Raw genomic sequence first — 19,833 nt, forward strand, 5'->3', positions numbered from 1 at the left:
ACAATAAAGAGGCCCTTTATTATCTTACATTTCATAAGCAATGAACTTGCCATTTTCATACAACGATTTATATATTATTTTATCATTCTGAATTTTCTAAGTAAATAAGACTACCCTATATTTTTGTACATAAAAAAAGGTTACCAAATCGGCAACCTCCTCTTCTTACATTACATAAATTCAGCAACAAGCTCATCAAACATTTTCTGATCCATATTTAAATCAGATTTCACTAAAGGCTCTTCACTATAGCCTTTAACAAGTTCTTGATATGATGGTTGCTTAGTATTTTGATAAATTAACCCTGTTACTAAACCGTTATTTTCCATTAAAGTTTGCATAGCCATCATGCGATTAGATGGATCATATCCCTCTACTGTGCTTAGTTTCGTTAAATTCTCTTTAAACCAATCGTAAGTATTTACTTTATTGTAAGTAACACATGGGCTAAATACGTTAATTAATGAAAATCCTTTATGGTTAATACCAGCTTCAATAATTTGTGTTAATTCTTTTAAATCACTCGAAAAGCTTTGCGCCACAAATGTCGCACCAGCTGTTAAGGCCATTTCCATTACATTTAGTGATGGTTCAATTGAACCTTGTGGTGTGCTTTTCGTTTTAAATCCAGCTTCACTACGTGGTGAAGTTTGCCCTTTTGTTAATCCGTAAATTTGGTTATCCATTACGATGTACGTAATGTCGATATTACGACGAATAGAATGGATTGTATGACCCATACCAATCGCAAATCCATCACCGTCACCACCTGAAGCGATAACTGTTAAATCACGATTTGCCATTTTCACACCTTGCGCAATTGGAAGGGCACGACCATGAATACTATGCACACCATATGAATTAATATAACCTGAAATACGGCCTGAACAGCCGATACCAGAAATAACAGCAAGTTCATCTGGATTTAGGCCAACGTTAGCTGCCGCACGTTGAATTGCAGCTTGCACTGAGAAGTCTCCGCAACCTGGGCACCAGTTTGGCTTTACACTGTTACGAAAGTCCTTAAATGTTGCCATTTAATACAACCCCTTTTTTGCATTCGTTGTAAATCTCTTTCGGCAAGAATGGGTTTCCATCATATTTTAAAAGACTAGAAATTTTCTCACCATTACCAAGATTCATTTTCATAATGTTAGCAAGCTGACCTGTTGCATTGTTTTCTACTACTACAACACGCTTCGCCTTTTTCACAAGTGGATCGATTTCAGCTGTTGGGAACGGGTGAATTAAACGCACATGAGCATGGTTTACTTTCATACCCTCTTGTTCTAAACGCGTCATTGCCTCTTCGATCGCACCACGAGTTGAGTTAAATCCAACAAGCAATACGTCTGCTTCTTCATGCTTAACATTTTTATAAACAGGGGTATTAAACTTCAAGTTCTCCATTTTACGGAAACGTTTGTCCATTTGATCTTTACGGTTTATTGCTGATTCCGATGGTTTTCCAGTTTCATCATGTTCTACACCTGTAACATGGTGAACACCATTTTTCATACCAGGTAAAACACGTGGTGAAACGCCGTCTTCTGTTACTTCATAACGCTTGAAGTATGCTTTATTTTCACGTTCTGGTAATTCTACTTCTAAATCAAGCTTACCACGACGAATTTCCACTTTATCTAATTTAAGTGGTTCTACTGTTTGTTTTCCTAAAGAAAGCTGTAAATCTGTTAAGAAAATAACAGGAACTTGATATTCTTCAGATAAGTTAAATGCTTCTACAATGTCATAGAAAGCTTCTTCAACTGTACTTGGCGCCATTACGATTTTTGGAATTTCACCATGCGTACCGTAAATCATCGCCATTAAGTCAGACTGTTCTTGCTTAGTTGGTAATCCTGTACTTGGGCCGCCACGTTGTGTATCAACAATTACTAATGGCGTTTCTGTAATACCTGCTAAACCGATTGCTTCCATCATTAATGAAAGACCTGGACCAGCAGATGCCGTTAATGTACGAACACCAGCATAGTTTGCACCGATTGCCATTGTACAAGCTGCGATTTCATCCTCAGTTTGGATTACTGTTCCGCCAACTTTCGGTAATTTTTTAATTAAGTATTCCATAATTTCTGATGCAGGTGTGATTGGGTATGCTGACATAAAACGAGCACCACCAGCTACCGCACCAAATGCGATTGCATCGTTCCCAATCATAAACATGCGTTTTTTACCATCAGCTTTTTCAAGCTGCATCATGTTTACTTTCTCACCTAGTAATTCTTTCATATATTGAGAGCCACGTTTAATTGCATCCATATTCTTTTGAACGACTTGCTCTCCTTTACGACCAAAGATTTCTTCAACAACATCTAAATAAGCTGTTTCATCTAATCCTAATACTGCACTTGACGCTCCAACAGCAACCATGTTTTTCATTAATGATGTGCCTAATTCTGAAGCAATATCTGTAAACGGTATCACATATAGATTTACATCTGTATTGTCAGGTATTGTTGGATTAAATTTCGCATCCGCAACTACAATTCCACCTGGACGTAGTTCGTGGAAATTAAAATCAATTGTTTCTTGGTCAAAAGCAATTAAAATATCTAAATCATCTGAGATCGCTCGTACTTCTGTTGTACTTACACGAATTTTATTATTTGTATGGCCGCCTTTTATACGTGATGAGAAGTGGCGGTAACCGTATAGGTAATATCCTAATCGGTTTAATGCAATACAGAAGATTTCTCCTGTACTTTCAATTCCTTCACCTTGTTGGCCTCCAACTTTCCATGAAAGTTGACTAATCATCTCCTACACCCCTTTTGGCTGCATTCATTGTAGTGTATTTTTTTACAGTAATAGTTTAGCATTTTTTATGCAAATAAACTACAACGGACGCAAATTATGCCTCTTCTGATTTCCCTGAATCTTTAGTATAAAGCTATTTTGTTTTTCATTCTAGTATTAGGTCTTAAAAAAAGCAATAAAATCAAATGAATTAATTTTAATTTTTCTGAATTTTAAACCAAAACTTAAAAACTCATATGTTCTACAAAATTATCATATAAAAATCGTTCTACAGTAGATGCAGCATAGTGTTTACAAAGCTCATTCATTACATTTTCATAATCTCGATAAACTGATACATTTACAACTGTTTCTAAAATCCCATCAAAATCTGAACCAAATCCTATATTGTACTCTCCACCTAATGAACAAATATATTCGATATGTCTTACTATATCTGTTATATTTGCTTCATTTTCATTCGTTAGAAACTGCGGTACAAAAGTGACACCGATCATGCCATTTTTCTTTATAAGAGCTTTAAGTTGTTCATCGTTTAAATTACGTGGGTGCTCGCAAAGTTTCATACAATTTGAGTGGGAAGCAATAGGATTTTTGGCAATCTCTATAACATCCCAAAAACTTCTTTCATTCAGATGAGACACATCAGTCCATACATGTAGCGCATTCAGTTCTTGTACAACCTGTTTACCAAAATTCGTTAAACCCGCCCCACGTGTCTCTAGCGCACCATCAGCTAAGAGATTGGCATAATTCCATGTTAGTCCAAAAGAACGTACTCCTAGGCGATACAACAACCGTAATTTCATTGCTTCTTTTCCAATTGCTTCGCATCCTTCTAGTGTTAATATCGCTCCAACCTCGTCCTGTTTTAACATGTTAATATCATCTTTTGTCTGAATAAACTTTACACCTGGTAGGGATAAAATTTCATTATAAAAAATATCTACCATTTGTAATGCTGCTTCAAATCGGTTTTCATATGCCACTGTTTCTGGTACATATATAGCAAAACATTGTATACTTCCTTTTCTTCTCTTTAACTGTTCAAATGTAATATGTAATTGTGAATCATCGTTAAAATTCCTTTTCCCTTGTGCACTCCATAACTGAAGAAGCACGTCACAATGAGCATCAAAAATTTTCATTTTCATTCCTCCATTATAAAAACAACCTGTTTGCATACTGCAAACAGGTTGTTTAAAACTTAACGAGGTTCTACAATTAATTTTATTGCTGTACGCTCTTCGCCATCAATCATAATATCTGTAAACGCTGGGATACAAATCAGGTCCAAACCACTAGGCGCTACAAATCCTCTTGCGATTGCTACTGCCTTTACCGCTTGGTTCAATGCACCTGCACCAATAGCTTGAATTTCTGCTGTTCCGCGTTCGCGAATAACACCTGCAAGTGCACCAGCTACAGAATTAGGGACCGACGTTGCTTTAACTTTTAATATTTCCATTCCGCGTTTCCTCCTCGTTTCTTTAAAAAGTATTAGCAATTATTTCACTTTAACTTATATTCACGAGGAATGGCGCGTATTCCTGCTAAATTTTCGTAATTTTTCTAAAAAATTAAAATATAATAACTTATCTAAAATTTAACGGGAATTTACTCAAAAAATGGTTGATCGTCATTAATTAAAATACGTTCAATTTTCTTTGCTTTTCCTGTATTTGGATCCACATCAATTAACACTGCACTTAATTGCGTTCTACCATTTGTTACTTCAAATCGTACTGGTAAGTTTGTTAAAAACTTCTTCAATACTGCTTCTCTATCCATACCTAATATTCCATCATACGGCCCTGTCATTCCAACATCTGTAATGTATGCCGTTCCGCTTGGTAAAATACGGTTATCTGCTGTAGGGACATGCGTATGCGTACCTACTACTGCTGTAGCACGTCCATCTACATACCAACCTAGCGCTTGTTTTTCACTTGTAGTTTCCGCATGGAAGTCAACAAAGATAATATTCGTACGTTTTTTCGCAATATTAATTAATTCATCCACTTTACGGAATGGACAATCAATCGGAGGAAGGAAAGTACGTCCTTGTAAGTTAATAACTGCAACTTCTGTTCCATTACAGTTCACAAAGATAAGTCCTTTTCCTGGAGTTCCTTCTGGGAAGTTAGCTGGTCTTGCAAGATATTTTGCATCATCGATGAATTCAAATACTTCACGATTATCCCAAGCGTGGTTTCCAAGTGTAACTGCTTGCGCCCCACATTCTAAAAAATTTCGATATATTTTTTCTGTAATCCCACGGCCACCTGCTGCGTTTTCTCCATTAATGATTGTTACTGTAGGTGTATATTTTTTCTTTAATGCCGGTACGTATTGTTGAATCATACCTCTACCAGGAGATCCTACTACATCCCCAACAAATAATATTCTCATATGTCTTACCCTTTCTATGTACTGCATTTTTTATTGCTATAGCATCAAGTAAATTCCTTATAATATGTTTATTATAAGTTTGTTTCACTTTTATACTATATAACTAACTGTCTTTATTTTATCCAATTCCAACACAAAAAAATAAAGTGGTGTTTCACCACTTTATTTTGCGTATTCCACTGCACGTGTTTCACGAATAACAGTTACTTTAATATGTCCTGGGTAATCCAGTTCATTTTCAATACGTTTTCGGATATCACGAGCTAAACGATGAGCTTCTAAGTCATCGATTGTATCTGGTTTTACCAAAATACGAACTTCACGTCCTGCTTGAATTGCAAATGACTTTTCAACGCCTTCATAAGACTCTGAAATCTCTTCTAACTTTTCAAGACGACGAATATAGTTTTCAAGTGTTTCACTACGAGCTCCCGGTCTTGCAGCTGATAAAGCATCTGCTGCTGCAACTAAAACTGCAATGATAGAAGTTGGTTCTGTGTCACCATGGTGAGATGCGATACTGTTTATAACTACAGGATGCTCTTTATATTTCGTTGCAAGTTCAACACCAATTTCAACGTGGCTTCCTTCTACTTCATGGTCAATCGCTTTTCCGATATCATGTAATAGACCTGCACGTCTTGCTAGTTTTTCATCCTCGCCAAGCTCTGCCGCCATAAGTCCAGTTAAATATGCAACTTCCATAGAGTGTTTTAAGACGTTTTGACCATAACTTGTACGGTATTTTAAACGACCTAAAATTTTAATTAAATCTGGATGTAATCCATGAACACCCACTTCAAACGTTGTTTGCTCTCCGACTTCGCGAATATACTCGTCCACTTCACGTCTTGATTTTTCGACCATCTCTTCAATACGCGCTGGGTGAATACGTCCGTCCTGTACTAGTTTATCAAGAGCGATACGAGCTGTTTCACGACGAATTGGGTCGAATCCAGAAAGGATTACTGCCTCTGGTGTATCATCGATAATTAAGTCAATACCCGTTAACGTTTCTAACGTACGAATATTACGACCTTCACGCCCGATAATACGTCCCTTCATTTCGTCATTTGGAAGATTTACAACCGAAACGGTTGTTTCAGCAACATGATCAGCTGCACATCTTTGCATTGCAAGAGATAAAATCTCTTTTGCTTTCTTATCCGCTTCTTCTTTCGCGCGAACTTCACTCTCTTTTACCATAACAGCGATTTCATGAGAAACTTCACTTTCTACTTTACCAAGAATAATTGCTTTCGCTTGTTCGCGTGTCAGATTGGAAATGCGCTCTAATTCTGTTTGTTGCTTTTGAACTAACTCTCCCACTTTGCTTTCCAACTCTTCAATCTGTTGTTGTCTCGCTACAAGAGATTCCTCTTTCTTCTCTAACTGTTGCTCGCGTTTATCGAGCGTTTCGTCTTTACGATCAAGGTTCTCTTCTTTTTGCATTAAACGATTTTCTTGTTTTTGTAATTCGCTTCTACGGTCACGAATTTCTAATTCAGCTTCTGTACGAAGTGTATGAATTTCATCCTTTGCTTCTAAAAGCGCTTCTTTCTTAAGTGCTTCAGCATCACGATTCGCCCCGTCTAAAATACGTCTCGCTTCATTAGCCGCACCATTAATCTTCGCTTCAGCAATAGACTTTCGAACAAAAAAGCCAACAACTGCACCGACTGTTGCAAGCAAAATGGAGATGAGTATCCAAACTGTACTCGTCATGATTTCACCTCCCCTTGCTATGAATGAAAAAAGACTGTCGGCATGTACATTGAATTACAACATACAGCAAAGACCGTCGTCCCGCTTTTTTAAGGGACTTTCTTCATTTCACAATTAAAATGTCATATTATTATTTCGGTAAGATTTAAACCTTACTCCGAATATTACTTCTCTTCTTGAGAAGAGTATATTGTATATAAGAAAAAATATACATTCTCATTGTATCTATCGTAATTTTCATTGTCAAGCGTTGTCTACTTTTACTTTCTTTGCCTTCAGCCTTGAATGTGACCTAAATTTTAAAAGTAAGGAGCCTACTATACTGGAAAACCTTAGTAATTCCCATTTCTTTTACTTAAAATATTTATATATCCCTCTTTACACAACGCATTTGAAGTAAAAAAATATTTTTTATCTATAGTATTATGCTCCTTAATAGTAGATAAAAAAATAAAAGACACGAGGCCGTGTCTTTTATTTTTTTAATCAAGAAGAGTTGAATCTTCTGCGCCCTCAGCACCAGAATCTTCACTAATTCCGTGATGCTCACGAATAAAGAAAGCAATTTCTTCTCTTAAATCTGTATTTTCTTTTAAGAACTGCTTCGAATTTTCACGACCTTGTCCTAGGCGTTCTTCATTATAAGAATACCAAGCACCGCTCTTTTGAACGATATCAAGCTCAGAAGCCATATCCAAGATTTCACCTTCTCTTGAAATACCTTCTCCGTACATAATATCAACTTCAGCAACACGGAATGGTGGTGCTACTTTATTTTTCACTACTTTTACTTTTGTTTTATTACCAACGATGTCGTTACCTTGCTTTAATTGCTCCGCACGACGCACTTCAAGACGAACAGTTGAATAGAATTTCAACGCACGACCACCTGGAGTTGTTTCTGGGTTTCCGAACATAACCCCAACTTTTTCACGAATTTGGTTAATAAAGATTGCAATTGTTTTTGATTTGTTGATTGCTCCTGAAAGCTTACGAAGTGCTTGTGACATTAAACGTGCTTGTAAACCTACGTGTGAGTCACCCATGTCGCCTTCAATCTCTGCTTTCGGTACAAGAGCTGCTACAGAGTCAATTACGATAATGTCAACCGCACCACTTCGTACAAGTGCTTCCGCGATTTCTAATCCTTGCTCCCCTGTATCAGGCTGTGATAATAGTAATTCATCTATGTTAACGCCTAATTTTTGTGCATATACAGGATCCATTGCGTGCTCCGCATCGATGAATGCTGCTTGTCCACCTTGACGTTGTACTTCTGCAATTGCATGTAATGAAACTGTCGTTTTACCTGAACTTTCAGGTCCGTAAATTTCGATAATACGGCCACGTGGATATCCGCCTACCCCTAGTGCCACATCAAGTGCTAAAGAACCACTAGAAACCGTAGAAACTCTACGCTCCGCTTGTTCTCCTAATTTCATAATTGAACCTTTACCGAATTGCTTCTCTATTTGTTTTAACGCCATATCTAACGCTGCTTGACGATCACTCATTCAAAATTCCTCCTTAACTGAATTGCTAATCTTATTATACCTATTTTCAATTCAATTTGCCAACAAAAATCGAACATTTATTCGATTTTTTTATTTTCTATCAAATAATATCTAAATTTAACCGTAAAAAAACTAGAAGAAACTTATATCTCTTCTAGCTTTTTATATAAATGATAAAATCCATATTTTGCTGTTCGTTCTCTAATTTGTTGACGACTTCCGCTTAAATTAAGAGGAAAGACTACAGTTGGTTCATCCTTAATCGAAAGCCCAACAAATACTGTTCCTGGTTCTTTCTGTTCTGAAGCATCTGGCCCTGCTACCCCAGTGAAACTAATTCCAATATCCGCTTTTAGTACATCCTTAACATTTTCAGCAAGATAACGAGCACATTCTTTACTAACTGCACCATCAGTATGCAACACTTCTTCAGGCACACGTAAAACATATTGCTTCACATCATTATGATAACAAATGACACCGCCTTTAAACACAGAAGAAACACCAGCGTTTTCAGTTACTTGATTTCCAAAAAGACCACCTGTTAAACTTTCTGCACACGCTAAAGTTAACCCTTTTCTCTTCAATAACTCGATTGCCTTATAATGCAAAAATTCTTGGTCATATCCGTAGAAAAATTCTCCTACTCTTTCTAAAATCAAATCTTCCACATGTTGAATTAGTTTCTCCGCTTCGCTAACATTTTGATGCTTAGCGGTTAAACGTAATGTCACTTCTCCATCATTTGCTAACGGGGCAATTGTTGGGTTTGTTTGTCCATCAATTAAATCTTGAACTTTCACCTCTAATTGGGACTCCCCAATGCCGAAGAAACGAAGCACACGAGAATAAATGTTTTCTCCTGTTGTAAAATTACGTAAAAAAGGCTCTACGTAACTTACATACATTGGTTTCATTTCTTTTGGCGGCCCTGGTAATAAAATATAACTTTTCCGGTTCTTATTTACCCCCATACCCGGCGCCATACCGTGGTCATTTGCAAATACTGTTGCTCCATTTAAAACGAGCGCTTGCTTTTTATTATTCTCCGTAAATTCACGGCCTGTACGCTTAAAGTAATTACTTATTAAGGCTAATGCCTTTTCATCATACACAAGCTCTTCATCTAAACTAGCAGCTATCGTTTCTTTCGTTAAATCATCTTTTGTCGGTCCTAATCCACCTGTAAAAATAAGTATATCAGCACGTTCTTCCGCAGCTTCAATCGCCTTTTGCAATCGCTTATTATTATCACCAACAACAGTATGATAGTACACGTTAATTCCGATTGAAGCTAACTTTTCAGATAAAAACTGGGCATTTGTATTTGCAATTTGTCCAAGTAATAATTCAGTTCCAACCGCAATAATCTCAGCATTCATCCCAATTCCCCCATAAACTTCTATTTTGAGTTTACAAAAGCAGCTCTATTTTTCCAGAAATAATCCCATCCTGAAATAACAGTAAAGATTAATGCAATCCATATGAAGATATCCGCAACTGGAATATGGATTAAATTTAAAGGTACATCGTGTAATAAATATGCTGCAATCGCAATAATTTGTGTCCATGTCTTAATTTTTCCTAGCTGGTTTGCTGCAACTACTTCCCCTGTTCCAGCAAGTACAAGACGTAAACCAGTTACCGCAAACTCACGACTGATAATTACAATAACAATCCAAGCCGGTACATATTGCATCTCTACCAATGTAATAAGTGCTGCCGAAACAAGTAATTTATCAGCTAACGGGTCAAGAAACTTCCCTAAATTCGTTACAAGATTATATTTTCTTGCGTAATGTCCATCAATCCAATCTGTAGCTGAAGCAATGATAAAGATAAGTGCCCCCACTAAATGTTGAATCGGTAAATCAACATCACCAATTTTGTATGAACCCCAATCAAAGGGTGCTAACATAATTACCATAAAAATTGGAATTAAGAAGATTCTAGATATTGTAATTTTATTTGGTAAATTCACAGCTATTCCTCCATCATATCAAAAACATTTGTTCATCGAAAAAAAGTCATCGAAGCGATGACTGTTATTGTGCAGGTTGCTCTATCCCTTGGTTTTTTATCACCAATCTTTGGTGAAGTTCTTTTTCTGGATCCAATGGATAAGCGACCACTTGGCCATTCAGTTTAACTTCAACATTCGTTGCATTTCCAATATTAAGTCGCACTTCTTTTAATGTTGATACATCACGTTTTTCTATTTGGCCCTCTTGTACTGTAGCGTTTAGAATCACATTCCCAGCATCATCTTTAACATCTACATAACTCGCACCTTTACCCGATAATTCCAGTTCTAATGTTTTATTATTATGAATTTCCAAAGTAGATACCTTTCCAGTTGTTCCAACTACTTTCACTTCTTGCTGTCCAGTTGGTTGTGCTGGTTGCTCCTCTTTCTTTGGTTCTTCTTTCTTTGGTTCCTCTTTTTTTGGCTCTTCCGCTTTCACTTCATCTTTCTTCGTATCTAACGGAGAATCTTTCGCTTTTTGAACTTCAATTTTCTCACTTTGAGCACTCGGAACTTTTTCATCATCTTTTCCAGTTAACGCTTGAAACACAAACCAGATTACCACTCCAACTGCGATCACTAACAGCGCAACTAAGATTTTCGGCATGTGATCTGCAATTGGCCATGATGAAGATTTTTGCATTGTTTCTTGTGTTTTTTGTCCCGTTGATACTTGTGGAACTTCACGCTTTTCAGATTGTGGTATCGTACTCTGATGTTCTACGAGCAGTTCCTCTCCATTTAATCCAACCGCATCTGCGTATTGTTTAATGAATGCACGCGCATAAAAAGCTCCTGGCAATACATCATAATTGCCTTCTTCAATTGCCACTAAATGGCGTTTTTGAATTTTTGTAATCTCATGCAGCTGATCAATAGACAAGCCTTTCGCTTCTCTTGCTTCTTTCAGCTTTTGTCCCAATTCCGTCACTACTAACACCTCAATATTTCTTTAAAAGTCAAACATAGAGAAATTATTTTGCGTACCTTGCTCAATTTCATCTACTAAATTATATTGAATTTCTTCATCATAATCGTTACGCAACTCGATAATATAATCAAAATCATCCAATGTGTATTCTGACTGACTCACAAATACATCAGGATGTTCCACAACTTTCGTTGCAGGCAATCTCATAATTTCACGAACGAGCTGCCAATGTCTTTCGTTAGCACGCTTCGTTGACACAATTCCATCTAGGATGAAAATATTGTCATCGCTATACTCATCTTCAATTAATTGACTACGAACAGTTTGCTTAATAAGAGTAGATGATACAAATAACCACCTTTTATTTGCACAAACACTTGCAGCAACAATGGATTCTGTTTTTCCGACACGAGGCATTCCGCGTATCCCAATTAGTTTATGGCCTTCTTTTTTCATAATTTCTGCCATAAAGTCTACAAGTAGGCCTAATTCATCACGCACAAATCGAAATGTTTTCTTATCATCTGCATCTCGTTGTATGTACCTACCATGTCTAACCGCTAGCTTATCTCTTAGCTTGGGCGGACGATATTTCGTTACCGTTATGTTATCCATCGTATTTAAAATTGATTCAAGTCTAGAGATTTGCTCTTGATTATCACACATAAGAAGTAACCCACGTCGTGCATTATCTACACCATTAATTGTGACAATATTAATGCCGAGCATACCGATTAACGAAGAAACGTCACCAAGCAAGCCAGGTCGGTTTTTATGTATTTCATATTCAAAATACCATTCAATCATCCAAGATCACTCCCCTTGCTTACTTTACACCTACGTACTATATTATATGATTTCACCTTAATAGGGAAGCTAAATGTATAATCTACCCTGTGTAATTATTATACAAAAAAAGTAGAGAGGAGAATCTCCTCTCTACTTTTACTTATGGTTGTACGAACTTAACCATTAAATTTGCAATTGTATGTTGCTCCTGTTCATCAGCAACTTTCCAAAGCTCAGCTAATAATTTCTCTTGGTCATTGCGTCCTTCTACTTCATTAGCAAGATAGTCGCCAACACGAAACGCCATATCTGATACCGCACCGCCATCTAAACCTTTGTCTTGCGCTTGCTCTAAACGTTCTCCTAAAAAGCTCTTCCACTGATCAAAATTATCTAATACTGACATAATTAAGCACCTCACTATTGAGTAATAAAATCATCCTTAATTTGTGCAACTATTCATTTTTTATGTAAGAATTTTTTAGCAGTGCCAACCGCCATTCACTCCGATAATTTGTCCAGTTATGTAAGACGCTCCTGGTGATACGAGGAATGAAACTGTTTTCGCTACTTCTTCTGGTAATCCTATTCTACCTAATGGTATATCTTCTGCAATTCCCATTTTATCTTCTTCAGAAAAAACACTTAACATTTCCGTTTCAATTGCTCCTGGTGCTACTGCATTCACACGTAATCCACTTAAAGAAACTTCTTTCGCTAAAGCTTTCACATATGAATTTTGTGCCCCTTTTACCATTGAATAAAGCACTTCACAAGAAGCCCCTATTTGTCCCCATATAGATGAAACAATTACAATATTACCACTTCTTCTCCCGATCATAGGCGGAAGTGCCATAGAAAGTAATTTATATACGTTCTTCACTTGAAGTTCTACCATATAATCCAATTCATCGTTTGTTACATCTGTTACTAGTCCAAAAATACTCTTCCCAGCTGCGTATACAATAACATCAATAGGATGTTCAATTTGTCCCCACAATTGCTCTGCTCCATCACTAGAAGCTAAATTCGCTTGAACAGGGACAACTTCTCCCCATGCCTTCTGCAATTCCAATACCTTTTCTTCACTGTTATTGTAATGAACATAAACTGTATATCCATCTTGAATTAATTGTTTCGAAATAGCAGAGCCAATTCCTCCGCTCCCTCCAGTTACTAACGCATACTTTTTCATAAAGTCCCTCTCTTATCTCTACAAGTTCAATTTTCACATAACTAAATAATACCCTCATCTTACAATTTTTCAATGATAAGATGAGGGTATCTTTTTAATTTTATTTTTTCGGTAACACCTGACAAATACTCATTTTGTCTTCTGATAACAATAATTTCGCTACTTCTTGTAAGTCTTGAACGGTTAGTCCTTCTAATACAGTCAATGCGTCAAATAGGCTAGATTCATTAAACGCGTATCGTGTAAATTGATTTGCAATATATTCTGGTGAATTCAACGAGCGTAAAAAACCACCAATTTTCTTTTTCTTCACTCGTTCTAATGCCGCCGCATCTAATTGATCATAATCTGTTTTTAATAAAATATCTTTTAAACGATTTGCCAATTCATCAGGTTGTTTCGTATCACCGCCAACCATTGCAAAACCGAAGTTATTTTCTTCTGTATAGTCATACGAGAATGAATCATCAATAAGCCCTTCATTATATAAAGTTTCGTAATGAACAGAACTTTTCCCAAATAAATAATCTAAGAGTAACGTAAGCGCAATTTCTTGTTTTAAAAGCGCTTGCCCCTTTTCCTTTAAATTAGTCGCTTTAATACCAACTAAACATTTCGGTGTTTGCACAGGCATTGAAATAATTTTTTTCTTTTCATTTACCTCATTTGGTTCTTCTTCAAATGAACGCACAATTTCTGGCTGGTTTTTATAATCTTTTTTCGCTTGATTTTCACGTACTAAATCCATTGTTTTCTCTGGATCAATTGCACCCACAACAAATAATAACATATTGCTCGGATGATAAAATGTTTCATAACATTCATACAATAAATCTTTCGTAATTTTACTAATAGATTCGATTGTCCCTGCAATATCAATTTTAATTGGGTGTTTTACAAACAAGCTATCAATTAACCCGAAGTACAAACGCCAATCTGGGTTATCTTGATACATTTGAATTTCTTGCCCAATTATCCCCTTCTCTTTTTCAACCGTTTTTTCAGAGAAATAAGGCTCTTGCACGAAGTTTAGCAATGTATTTAAATTTTGTTCTACGTTTGAAGTACATGAAAAAAGGTAAGCTGTTCGTGTAAAGGATGTAAAAGCATTTGCCGATGCTCCTTGTTTACTAAACAATTGGAAAGCATCGTGATCTTCTTTTTCAAATAATTTATGCTCAAGAAAATGTGCAATTCCATCAGGCACACGAATCATTTCTTCTTTCCCTAATGGTACAAATGTATTATCTACAGAACCATATTTCGTCGTAAACGTCGCAAATGTTTTATTAAATCCTTGTTTCGGTAAAACGTATACATCTAATCCATTAGGAAGTTTTTCATAATAAAGTGTTTCTTTTAATTGCTCATAAACAATTTTCTCCATTTACTCTCCCTCCGTTCCTTGTAAAAAGTAAATTGTATCTAGTTCAATATTTTTAGCAACTTTTACAATTTCTTCTTTCGTCACACTTTCTATACCTGTAAGCCATTCTTCAACTGGACGTGTACGATCTGAAATAATACCATGATATAGCATTTCTACAAAGCCACGTGGTGTATCAATTGCCTCTAATATTTGATTTTGGATGACACTTTTTGTTTGATGTATTTCTTCTTCAGAAAACTCTCCGTTTTGCATCGCAAGCATTTGTTCTTTAATAATCTCAACTGCTTTTTCATAATTTTTCGCTTCGATTCCTGACATAACAAATAATAAACCTTTATGACTTTCAAAGCGCGATGCTGCATAGTACGCTAAACTATTTTTTTCACGCACATTTACGAATAACTTCGAATGAGAAAAGCCACCAAACAATCCATTGAACAATTGCAATGCAAAATAATCTTCATCTTTATATGTGACAAATGTACGATAACCGATGTGTAATTTACTTTGTTTTAATTCTTGTTTTTCAACAACTTCTTTTTCTTCATTATTTCGTCTATGAAGGAGTACATTTCTTTCTCTCACTGGACGAGTTGAAATAGAAAAATACTTACTTACAAGATCAACGGCGTTTTCTGAAATATCACCAATAATATATAGATCCATTTCATCTTCCGCTAACACCTTTTGATAATATTGATACAAACTTTCATTTGTAATAGACATAACACTCTCTTTTTTTCCATTTGCACTTAAACGATACGGTTCTACTTTGCACATTTCTTCAATTAAACGCTCGTTTGCATAACGCATTTTATCATCATAAGTAGCTTCAATTCTCTGTAACAGTGCTCTTTTTTCACTTTCTACGATAGAAGATAGGAAACCGTTCCCCTCCGTTGCTGGATGTAACACAATATCTGACAACATAGAAAGCGCTTTTTCAAATAACGGTGGTGCATCATGTAAATAAACTTCATTTGCAATGTCTACATAAATGGAGATAATATGGTCTTCCCCTTTTTTACTTACATCTACCGCTAAAGAAGATCCGTATAATTCTTCTAAATATTGACGAAGACGAATTACAGAAGGTAATTTTTCTGTCGCACTTTGCAATACGTATGGCAATAGGGCACGCTCTGTCACCGTCTCCTCATTTAAAGGCGCTTTAAAACGAAATACAAAGGTATTCGTTTTATATTTATCAGTCGGAATAATATGTACGCGCAAACCACCTAACTCATGTAGTTGTTGTTCCATTAGTTTCATTTATAGCCCTCCTTTACGTATATAGGAATATTCCTCTTCAATATACAGTTTTTAGAAATAAAAAATCAACTTTTCTCCCTTATTATGCTTACATATGATTCTTTCTAAAAACTTTAATATGTAAGGAACATAGTAAAATTCCGTATTAAATATATTCTATGTAAAAAAGCCCACACTAATGTGCGAGCTTTTTTATACTTATAAAATACTTATCGTTTTCCTTTTTCATAAGGAGTTCCTAAAGCTTTCGGAGCTTCAGAACGACCTACAAAACCAACAAGCGCTAATATTGTGAATATATATGGTAATATCGTTAATAAAACACTTGGAATTTGATCTAATACAGGGATTGTTCCGCCCGTTACACTTAGAGATTGCGCAAAACCAAAGAATAGAGCTGCACCTAGTGCGCCTAGTGGATTCCACTTTCCAAAAATCATAGCAGCTAAAGCTAAGAAACCTTGTCCTGTAATAGTTGCCCCTGAGAAGTTATTAGAAATTGACATTGCAAAAATCGCTCCACCAATTCCAGCAAACACTCCTGAAATACAGACTCCAATATAGCGCATTTTATATACGTTAATCCCCATCGTATCCGCTGCCATTGGGTGTTCACCAACAGCACGTAGACGAAGACCGAACGGTGTTTTATAAATAACATACCAAACAACGAATGCTAAAATAATGGCAATATATGACGTTATTGGTACGTTTGAGAAAAATATTTTCCCTAAAACCGGAATATCCGAAAGGCCTGGAATATCAATCTTTTCAATACGATACTGAATAAAGTCAGTCTGCCCTTTATCAAAAATCTTCTTAATTGCAAATACTGTTAAACCAAGAGATAAGAAGTTAATGGCTACACCACTTACAACTTGATCTGCTCGGAATGTAATAGAAGCTACCGCATGAAGTAATGCAAATAATCCACTACCAATTGCCGCAAATAGTAACGCAATCCACGGAGTCATCGTTCCCCAAGTATCACCCATTAATAAGTTTGTAACGACTCCAATAAATGCACCAAATAGCATTAGTCCTTCTAATCCGATATTTACAACACCCGATCGTTCACTAAATACACCACCTAGTGCTGTGAAAATGATAGGTGCCGATGTATATAACGTACCCGTCACAAGAATGGCTAATATATCTAAAAAGCTCATTTATTTCCCCTCCTTGCTCATGCGTGTAAGCGCCCATCTTAACACATAACTACATGCAACAAAGAAGATGATACATGCAATAATTACATTAATAAGCTCTGACGGTACATCTGCCTCAAAGTTCATTTGAGGGGAAGCACTTTTCAAACCACCAAATAATAAAGCTGAAAGGATTATACCAAACGGATTATTCCCTCCAAGTAATGCTACGGCAATCCCATCAAATCCTACTCCTGTAAACGAAGACATCGCTGTCATACTCTGGAATGTCCCTAATCCTTCCATCGCTCCACCAATCCCCGCAAATGCACCAGCAATTGTCATGGAGAATACTACATTACGAGAAACTTTCATACCTGCATATTGAGAAGCATGCTGATTAAATCCTACTGACTTTAATTTCGTAACCTAAAGTTGTTCGATCTAATAAGAACCACATTAAAATAGCGATTAAAATTGCTACAATAATTCCCCAGTGTAGACGTGAACCATCAGTAATAGAAGCAAGCCAGTCTGAAGATAGTGACGCACTCTCTTTAATATCATACGTTTTGTCATTACCCGCATGTAAGAAACGCTTAATGATGTCATACGTTACATACAAAGCGATATAGTTCATCATAATAGTTACAATAACTTCATTCACTTGAAACTTCCCTTTTAAATATCCCGGAATGAAGCCCCAAATTCCGCCCACCAATGCTGCAAATAAAATAGATAATGGAATATGAAGGAAAGCTGGTAGTGAGACTGCATAACCGAACCAAACCGCTGCAAGCCAACCAACTAACAATTGACCCTCTACCCCGATATTAAATAAACCTGTACGAAATGCAAACGCCACCGATAAGCCAGCAAGAATAAGCGGTATCATTGTACGAAGCGTTTCACCAATCGCACTTGCGCTGCCGAACATTCCTGTCCAAAGTGCACTATAACCAACAATTGGATCATAGCCACTAACTAGCATTACAATCGCTCCTACAAGTAAGCCGAAAATAACGGATAGTACTGGGACTAAAATATTTATCGTTCGTTCTGTTAAAAGCTTTTTAGCCATTTGTACCCACCTGCTCCTTCTTTGTTCCTCCAGCCATTAACAATCCAAGCTGTTGTTCATTCGTTTCTTTCGCATCAACTATTGCTACAATTTCCCCTTCATAAATAACAGCAATTCGATCGCTAACATTTAAGATTTCATCTAACTCTAATGATAAAAGTAATACACCTTTTCCTTTATCCCTTTGCTCTATTAATCTCTTATGAATAAATTCAATTGCTCCTACATCTAAACCACGTGTTGGCTGTGCCGCAATTAATAAATCTGGATTTCGGTCTACTTCACGTGCAATAATTGCTTTTTGTTGATTCCCCCCAGATAGAGCGCGTGCTAACGTTTGCTCACTAGGTGTACGCACATCAAACTGTTCAATAAGAGCCTTTGCTTTTTCTGTAATTTTGCTGAAATTTAAAATCCCTTTCTTTGAAAATGGATTTTTATAATACGTTTGCAGAACTATATTATCTCTAACAGAAAAATCAAGAACGAGTCCGTGTTTATGACGATCTTCTGGAATATGACCAATTCCTTCTTCTGTTATTCTTCTAACAAGCCAATTTGTTATTTCTTTTCCTTTAATTGCAATAGAACCTGACTCAACTTTTCGTAAACCAGTAATTGCTTCTATTAATTCACTTTGTCCGTTTCCATCAATCCCTGCAATCCCAACAATTTCCCCCGCACGAACAGTTAAGTCAAGGCCTTTTACAGCAGGTAGTTGACGTGCATCGTGAACAACAAGGTTTGCAATTGAAAGTACCTCTTCTTTTGGCTTCGCGTCTATTTTTTCTGTTTTAAAATTCACTTGACGTCCGACCATTAATTCTGCAAGTTTATTTTCATCCGTATTTGCAACGTCAACCGTTCCAATCCCTTTTCCTTTACGAATAATCGTACAACGATCGCAAACTTCCATAATTTCTTTCAACTTATGTGTAATAAGAACAATAGATTTTCCTTCTTGCACAAGCTTTTTCATAATTTGAATTAGCTCATGAATTTCTTGCGGTGTTAACACAGCTGTTGGTTCATCAAATATTAAAATTTCTGCACCGCGGTAAAGAGTTTTCAAAATCTCAACACGCTGCTGCATACCAACTGAAATATCCTGTATTTTCGCATATGGATCTACAGATAAACCGTATTGTTCAGACAGTTTTTGAATTTCTTTAGCAGCTTCCTCAACAGCAATTTTCCCTTTTTTCTTCGGTTCATTTCCGAGAATAATATTCTCTGTAACTGTAAAATTATGAACAAGCATAAAGTGTTGATGGACCATTCCAATACCAAGGTCATTTGCTATATTCGGATTTGTGATTTTTACAGGTTTACCTTTAATTTTAATTTCACCCTGCTCTGGTTGGTACAAACCAAATAGTACATTCATCAATGTGGATTTCCCTGCACCATTTTCTCCAAGTAAAGCATGTATCTCACCCTGCTTTACTTGCAGCGTAATATCATCATTCGCTACAATGCCTGGGAATACTTTCGTAATGTTATTCATCTCAATTACGTATTCCATTGTGTTCCTCCTTTTAACAGGGAACATTCCCTATTACACTATTA

At 36.3% G+C, this 19,833-nt stretch carries 17 protein-coding genes and 1 pseudogene; all 18 read right to left on the reverse strand.

The window, feature by feature from the left end; translation table 11 throughout:
• Positions 1–170 precede the first annotated feature (170 nt).
• The 18 genes and pseudogenes from BC_RS18810 to BC_RS18895 all read right to left on the reverse strand — a co-directional run bounded on the left by BC_RS18810 (position 171) and on the right by BC_RS18895 (position 19,789).
• Positions 171–1,037, reverse strand: a complete 867-nt coding sequence (locus BC_RS18810) for a 2-oxoacid:ferredoxin oxidoreductase subunit beta (RefSeq protein ID WP_000190155.1) — start codon at positions 1,035–1,037, stop codon at positions 171–173.
• Complete coding sequence (locus tag BC_RS18815) at positions 1,024–2,781, reverse strand: 2-oxoacid:acceptor oxidoreductase subunit alpha (RefSeq protein WP_000625418.1); 1,758 nt, start codon at positions 2,779–2,781, stop codon at positions 1,024–1,026. The genes BC_RS18810 and BC_RS18815 overlap by 14 nt, the downstream gene beginning before the upstream one ends.
• A 224-nt stretch (positions 2,782–3,005) precedes the next feature.
• Complete coding sequence (locus BC_RS18820) at positions 3,006–3,929, reverse strand: dipeptidase (RefSeq protein WP_000688045.1); 924 nt, start codon at positions 3,927–3,929, stop codon at positions 3,006–3,008.
• Positions 3,930–3,988: 59 nt separating this feature from the next.
• Positions 3,989–4,249 (reverse strand): stage V sporulation protein SpoVS, encoded by a 261-nt coding sequence (spoVS, locus tag BC_RS18825; protein ID WP_000404341.1) that lies wholly within the window; start codon positions 4,247–4,249, stop codon positions 3,989–3,991.
• Between the two features lie 149 nt (positions 4,250–4,398).
• Entirely contained in the window at positions 4,399–5,193 is a 795-nt protein-coding gene (locus tag BC_RS18830; protein ID WP_001221095.1) for a TIGR00282 family metallophosphoesterase, read from the reverse strand.
• A gap of 162 nt (positions 5,194–5,355) precedes the next feature.
• Positions 5,356–6,918, reverse strand: a complete 1,563-nt coding sequence (gene rny, locus BC_RS18835; RefSeq protein WP_000204912.1) for a ribonuclease Y — start codon at positions 6,916–6,918, stop codon at positions 5,356–5,358.
• 482 nt (positions 6,919–7,400) lie between these two features.
• Positions 7,401–8,432: a recombinase RecA gene (gene recA / locus BC_RS18840; RefSeq protein ID WP_001283860.1), complete on the reverse strand. Its 1,032-nt coding sequence runs from the start codon at positions 8,430–8,432 to the stop codon at positions 7,401–7,403.
• Between the two features lie 143 nt (positions 8,433–8,575).
• Positions 8,576–9,814, reverse strand: coding sequence for a competence/damage-inducible protein A (locus tag BC_RS18845; RefSeq protein WP_000990694.1), 1,239 nt, complete (start codon positions 9,812–9,814; stop codon positions 8,576–8,578).
• Between the two features lie 20 nt (positions 9,815–9,834).
• The gene (gene pgsA, locus BC_RS18850; RefSeq protein ID WP_001052967.1) at positions 9,835–10,413 is read right to left on the reverse strand and encodes a CDP-diacylglycerol--glycerol-3-phosphate 3-phosphatidyltransferase; all 579 of its coding nucleotides are present in this window, start codon (positions 10,411–10,413) and stop codon (positions 9,835–9,837) included.
• Between the two features lie 64 nt (positions 10,414–10,477).
• Entirely contained in the window at positions 10,478–11,389 is a 912-nt protein-coding gene (locus BC_RS18855) for a helix-turn-helix domain-containing protein (protein WP_000137461.1), read from the reverse strand.
• 21 nt (positions 11,390–11,410) lie between these two features.
• A complete protein-coding gene (locus tag BC_RS18860) occupies positions 11,411–12,196 on the reverse strand; it encodes a DUF3388 domain-containing protein (RefSeq protein ID WP_000574107.1) in 786 nt (261 codons plus the stop codon).
• Positions 12,197–12,338: 142 nt separating this feature from the next.
• Positions 12,339–12,584, reverse strand: a complete 246-nt coding sequence (locus tag BC_RS18865; protein ID WP_000114451.1) for a DUF3243 domain-containing protein — start codon at positions 12,582–12,584, stop codon at positions 12,339–12,341.
• Positions 12,585–12,659: 75 nt separating this feature from the next.
• A complete protein-coding gene (gene ymfI, locus BC_RS18870; RefSeq protein WP_000759609.1) occupies positions 12,660–13,373 on the reverse strand; it encodes an elongation factor P 5-aminopentanone reductase in 714 nt (237 codons plus the stop codon).
• Between the two features lie 100 nt (positions 13,374–13,473).
• On the reverse strand, positions 13,474–14,760 hold the full coding sequence (gene yfmH / locus BC_RS18875) for an EF-P 5-aminopentanol modification-associated protein YfmH (RefSeq protein ID WP_000411976.1): 1,287 nt from the start codon (positions 14,758–14,760) through the stop codon (positions 13,474–13,476).
• The gene (gene yfmF, locus BC_RS18880) at positions 14,761–16,035 is read right to left on the reverse strand and encodes an EF-P 5-aminopentanol modification-associated protein YfmF (protein WP_000772418.1); all 1,275 of its coding nucleotides are present in this window, start codon (positions 16,033–16,035) and stop codon (positions 14,761–14,763) included. It abuts the gene before it with no gap.
• A gap of 209 nt (positions 16,036–16,244) precedes the next feature.
• Positions 16,245–17,204 (reverse strand): ABC transporter permease, encoded by a 960-nt coding sequence (locus tag BC_RS18885; RefSeq protein WP_000008856.1) that lies wholly within the window; start codon positions 17,202–17,204, stop codon positions 16,245–16,247.
• A pseudogene (locus tag BC_RS18890) lies at positions 17,205–18,264 on the reverse strand (ABC transporter permease).
• The gene (locus tag BC_RS18895; protein ID WP_000456912.1) at positions 18,257–19,789 is read right to left on the reverse strand and encodes an ABC transporter ATP-binding protein; all 1,533 of its coding nucleotides are present in this window, start codon (positions 19,787–19,789) and stop codon (positions 18,257–18,259) included. Before BC_RS18895 ends, BC_RS18890 begins: the two are co-directional and overlap by 8 nt.
• Positions 19,790–19,833 lie beyond the last annotated feature (44 nt).

It is taken from the genome of Bacillus cereus ATCC 14579, from assembly GCF_000007825.1.
Lineage (GTDB): Bacteria > Bacillota > Bacilli > Bacillales > Bacillaceae_G > Bacillus_A > Bacillus_A cereus.

Coding starts and splice junctions, on each gene's coding strand:
- yfmF (WP_000772418.1), bottom strand. CDS start 16,035: ATGAAACTAATGGAACAACAACTACATGAGTTAGGTGGTTTGCGCGTA.
- rny (WP_000204912.1), bottom strand. CDS start 6,918: ATGACGAGTACAGTTTGGATACTCATCTCCATTTTGCTTGCAACAGTC.
- ymfI (WP_000759609.1), bottom strand. CDS start 13,373: ATGAAAAAGTATGCGTTAGTAACTGGAGGGAGCGGAGGAATTGGCTCT.
- BC_RS18860 (WP_000574107.1), bottom strand. CDS start 12,196: ATGATTGAATGGTATTTTGAATATGAAATACATAAAAACCGACCTGGC.
- yfmH (WP_000411976.1), bottom strand. CDS start 14,760: ATGGAGAAAATTGTTTATGAGCAATTAAAAGAAACACTTTATTATGAA.
- recA (WP_001283860.1), bottom strand. CDS start 8,432: ATGAGTGATCGTCAAGCAGCGTTAGATATGGCGTTAAAACAAATAGAG.
- BC_RS18820 (WP_000688045.1), bottom strand. CDS start 3,929: ATGAAAATTTTTGATGCTCATTGTGACGTGCTTCTTCAGTTATGGAGT.
- BC_RS18895 (WP_000456912.1), bottom strand. CDS start 19,789: ATGGAATACGTAATTGAGATGAATAACATTACGAAAGTATTCCCAGGC.
- BC_RS18810 (WP_000190155.1), bottom strand. CDS start 1,037: ATGGCAACATTTAAGGACTTTCGTAACAGTGTAAAGCCAAACTGGTGC.
- BC_RS18885 (WP_000008856.1), bottom strand. CDS start 17,204: ATGAGCTTTTTAGATATATTAGCCATTCTTGTGACGGGTACGTTATAT.
- BC_RS18830 (WP_001221095.1), bottom strand. CDS start 5,193: ATGAGAATATTATTTGTTGGGGATGTAGTAGGATCTCCTGGTAGAGGT.
- spoVS (WP_000404341.1), bottom strand. CDS start 4,249: ATGGAAATATTAAAAGTTAAAGCAACGTCGGTCCCTAATTCTGTAGCT.
- BC_RS18865 (WP_000114451.1), bottom strand. CDS start 12,584: ATGTCAGTATTAGATAATTTTGATCAGTGGAAGAGCTTTTTAGGAGAA.
- BC_RS18815 (WP_000625418.1), bottom strand. CDS start 2,781: ATGATTAGTCAACTTTCATGGAAAGTTGGAGGCCAACAAGGTGAAGGA.
- BC_RS18845 (WP_000990694.1), bottom strand. CDS start 9,814: ATGAATGCTGAGATTATTGCGGTTGGAACTGAATTATTACTTGGACAA.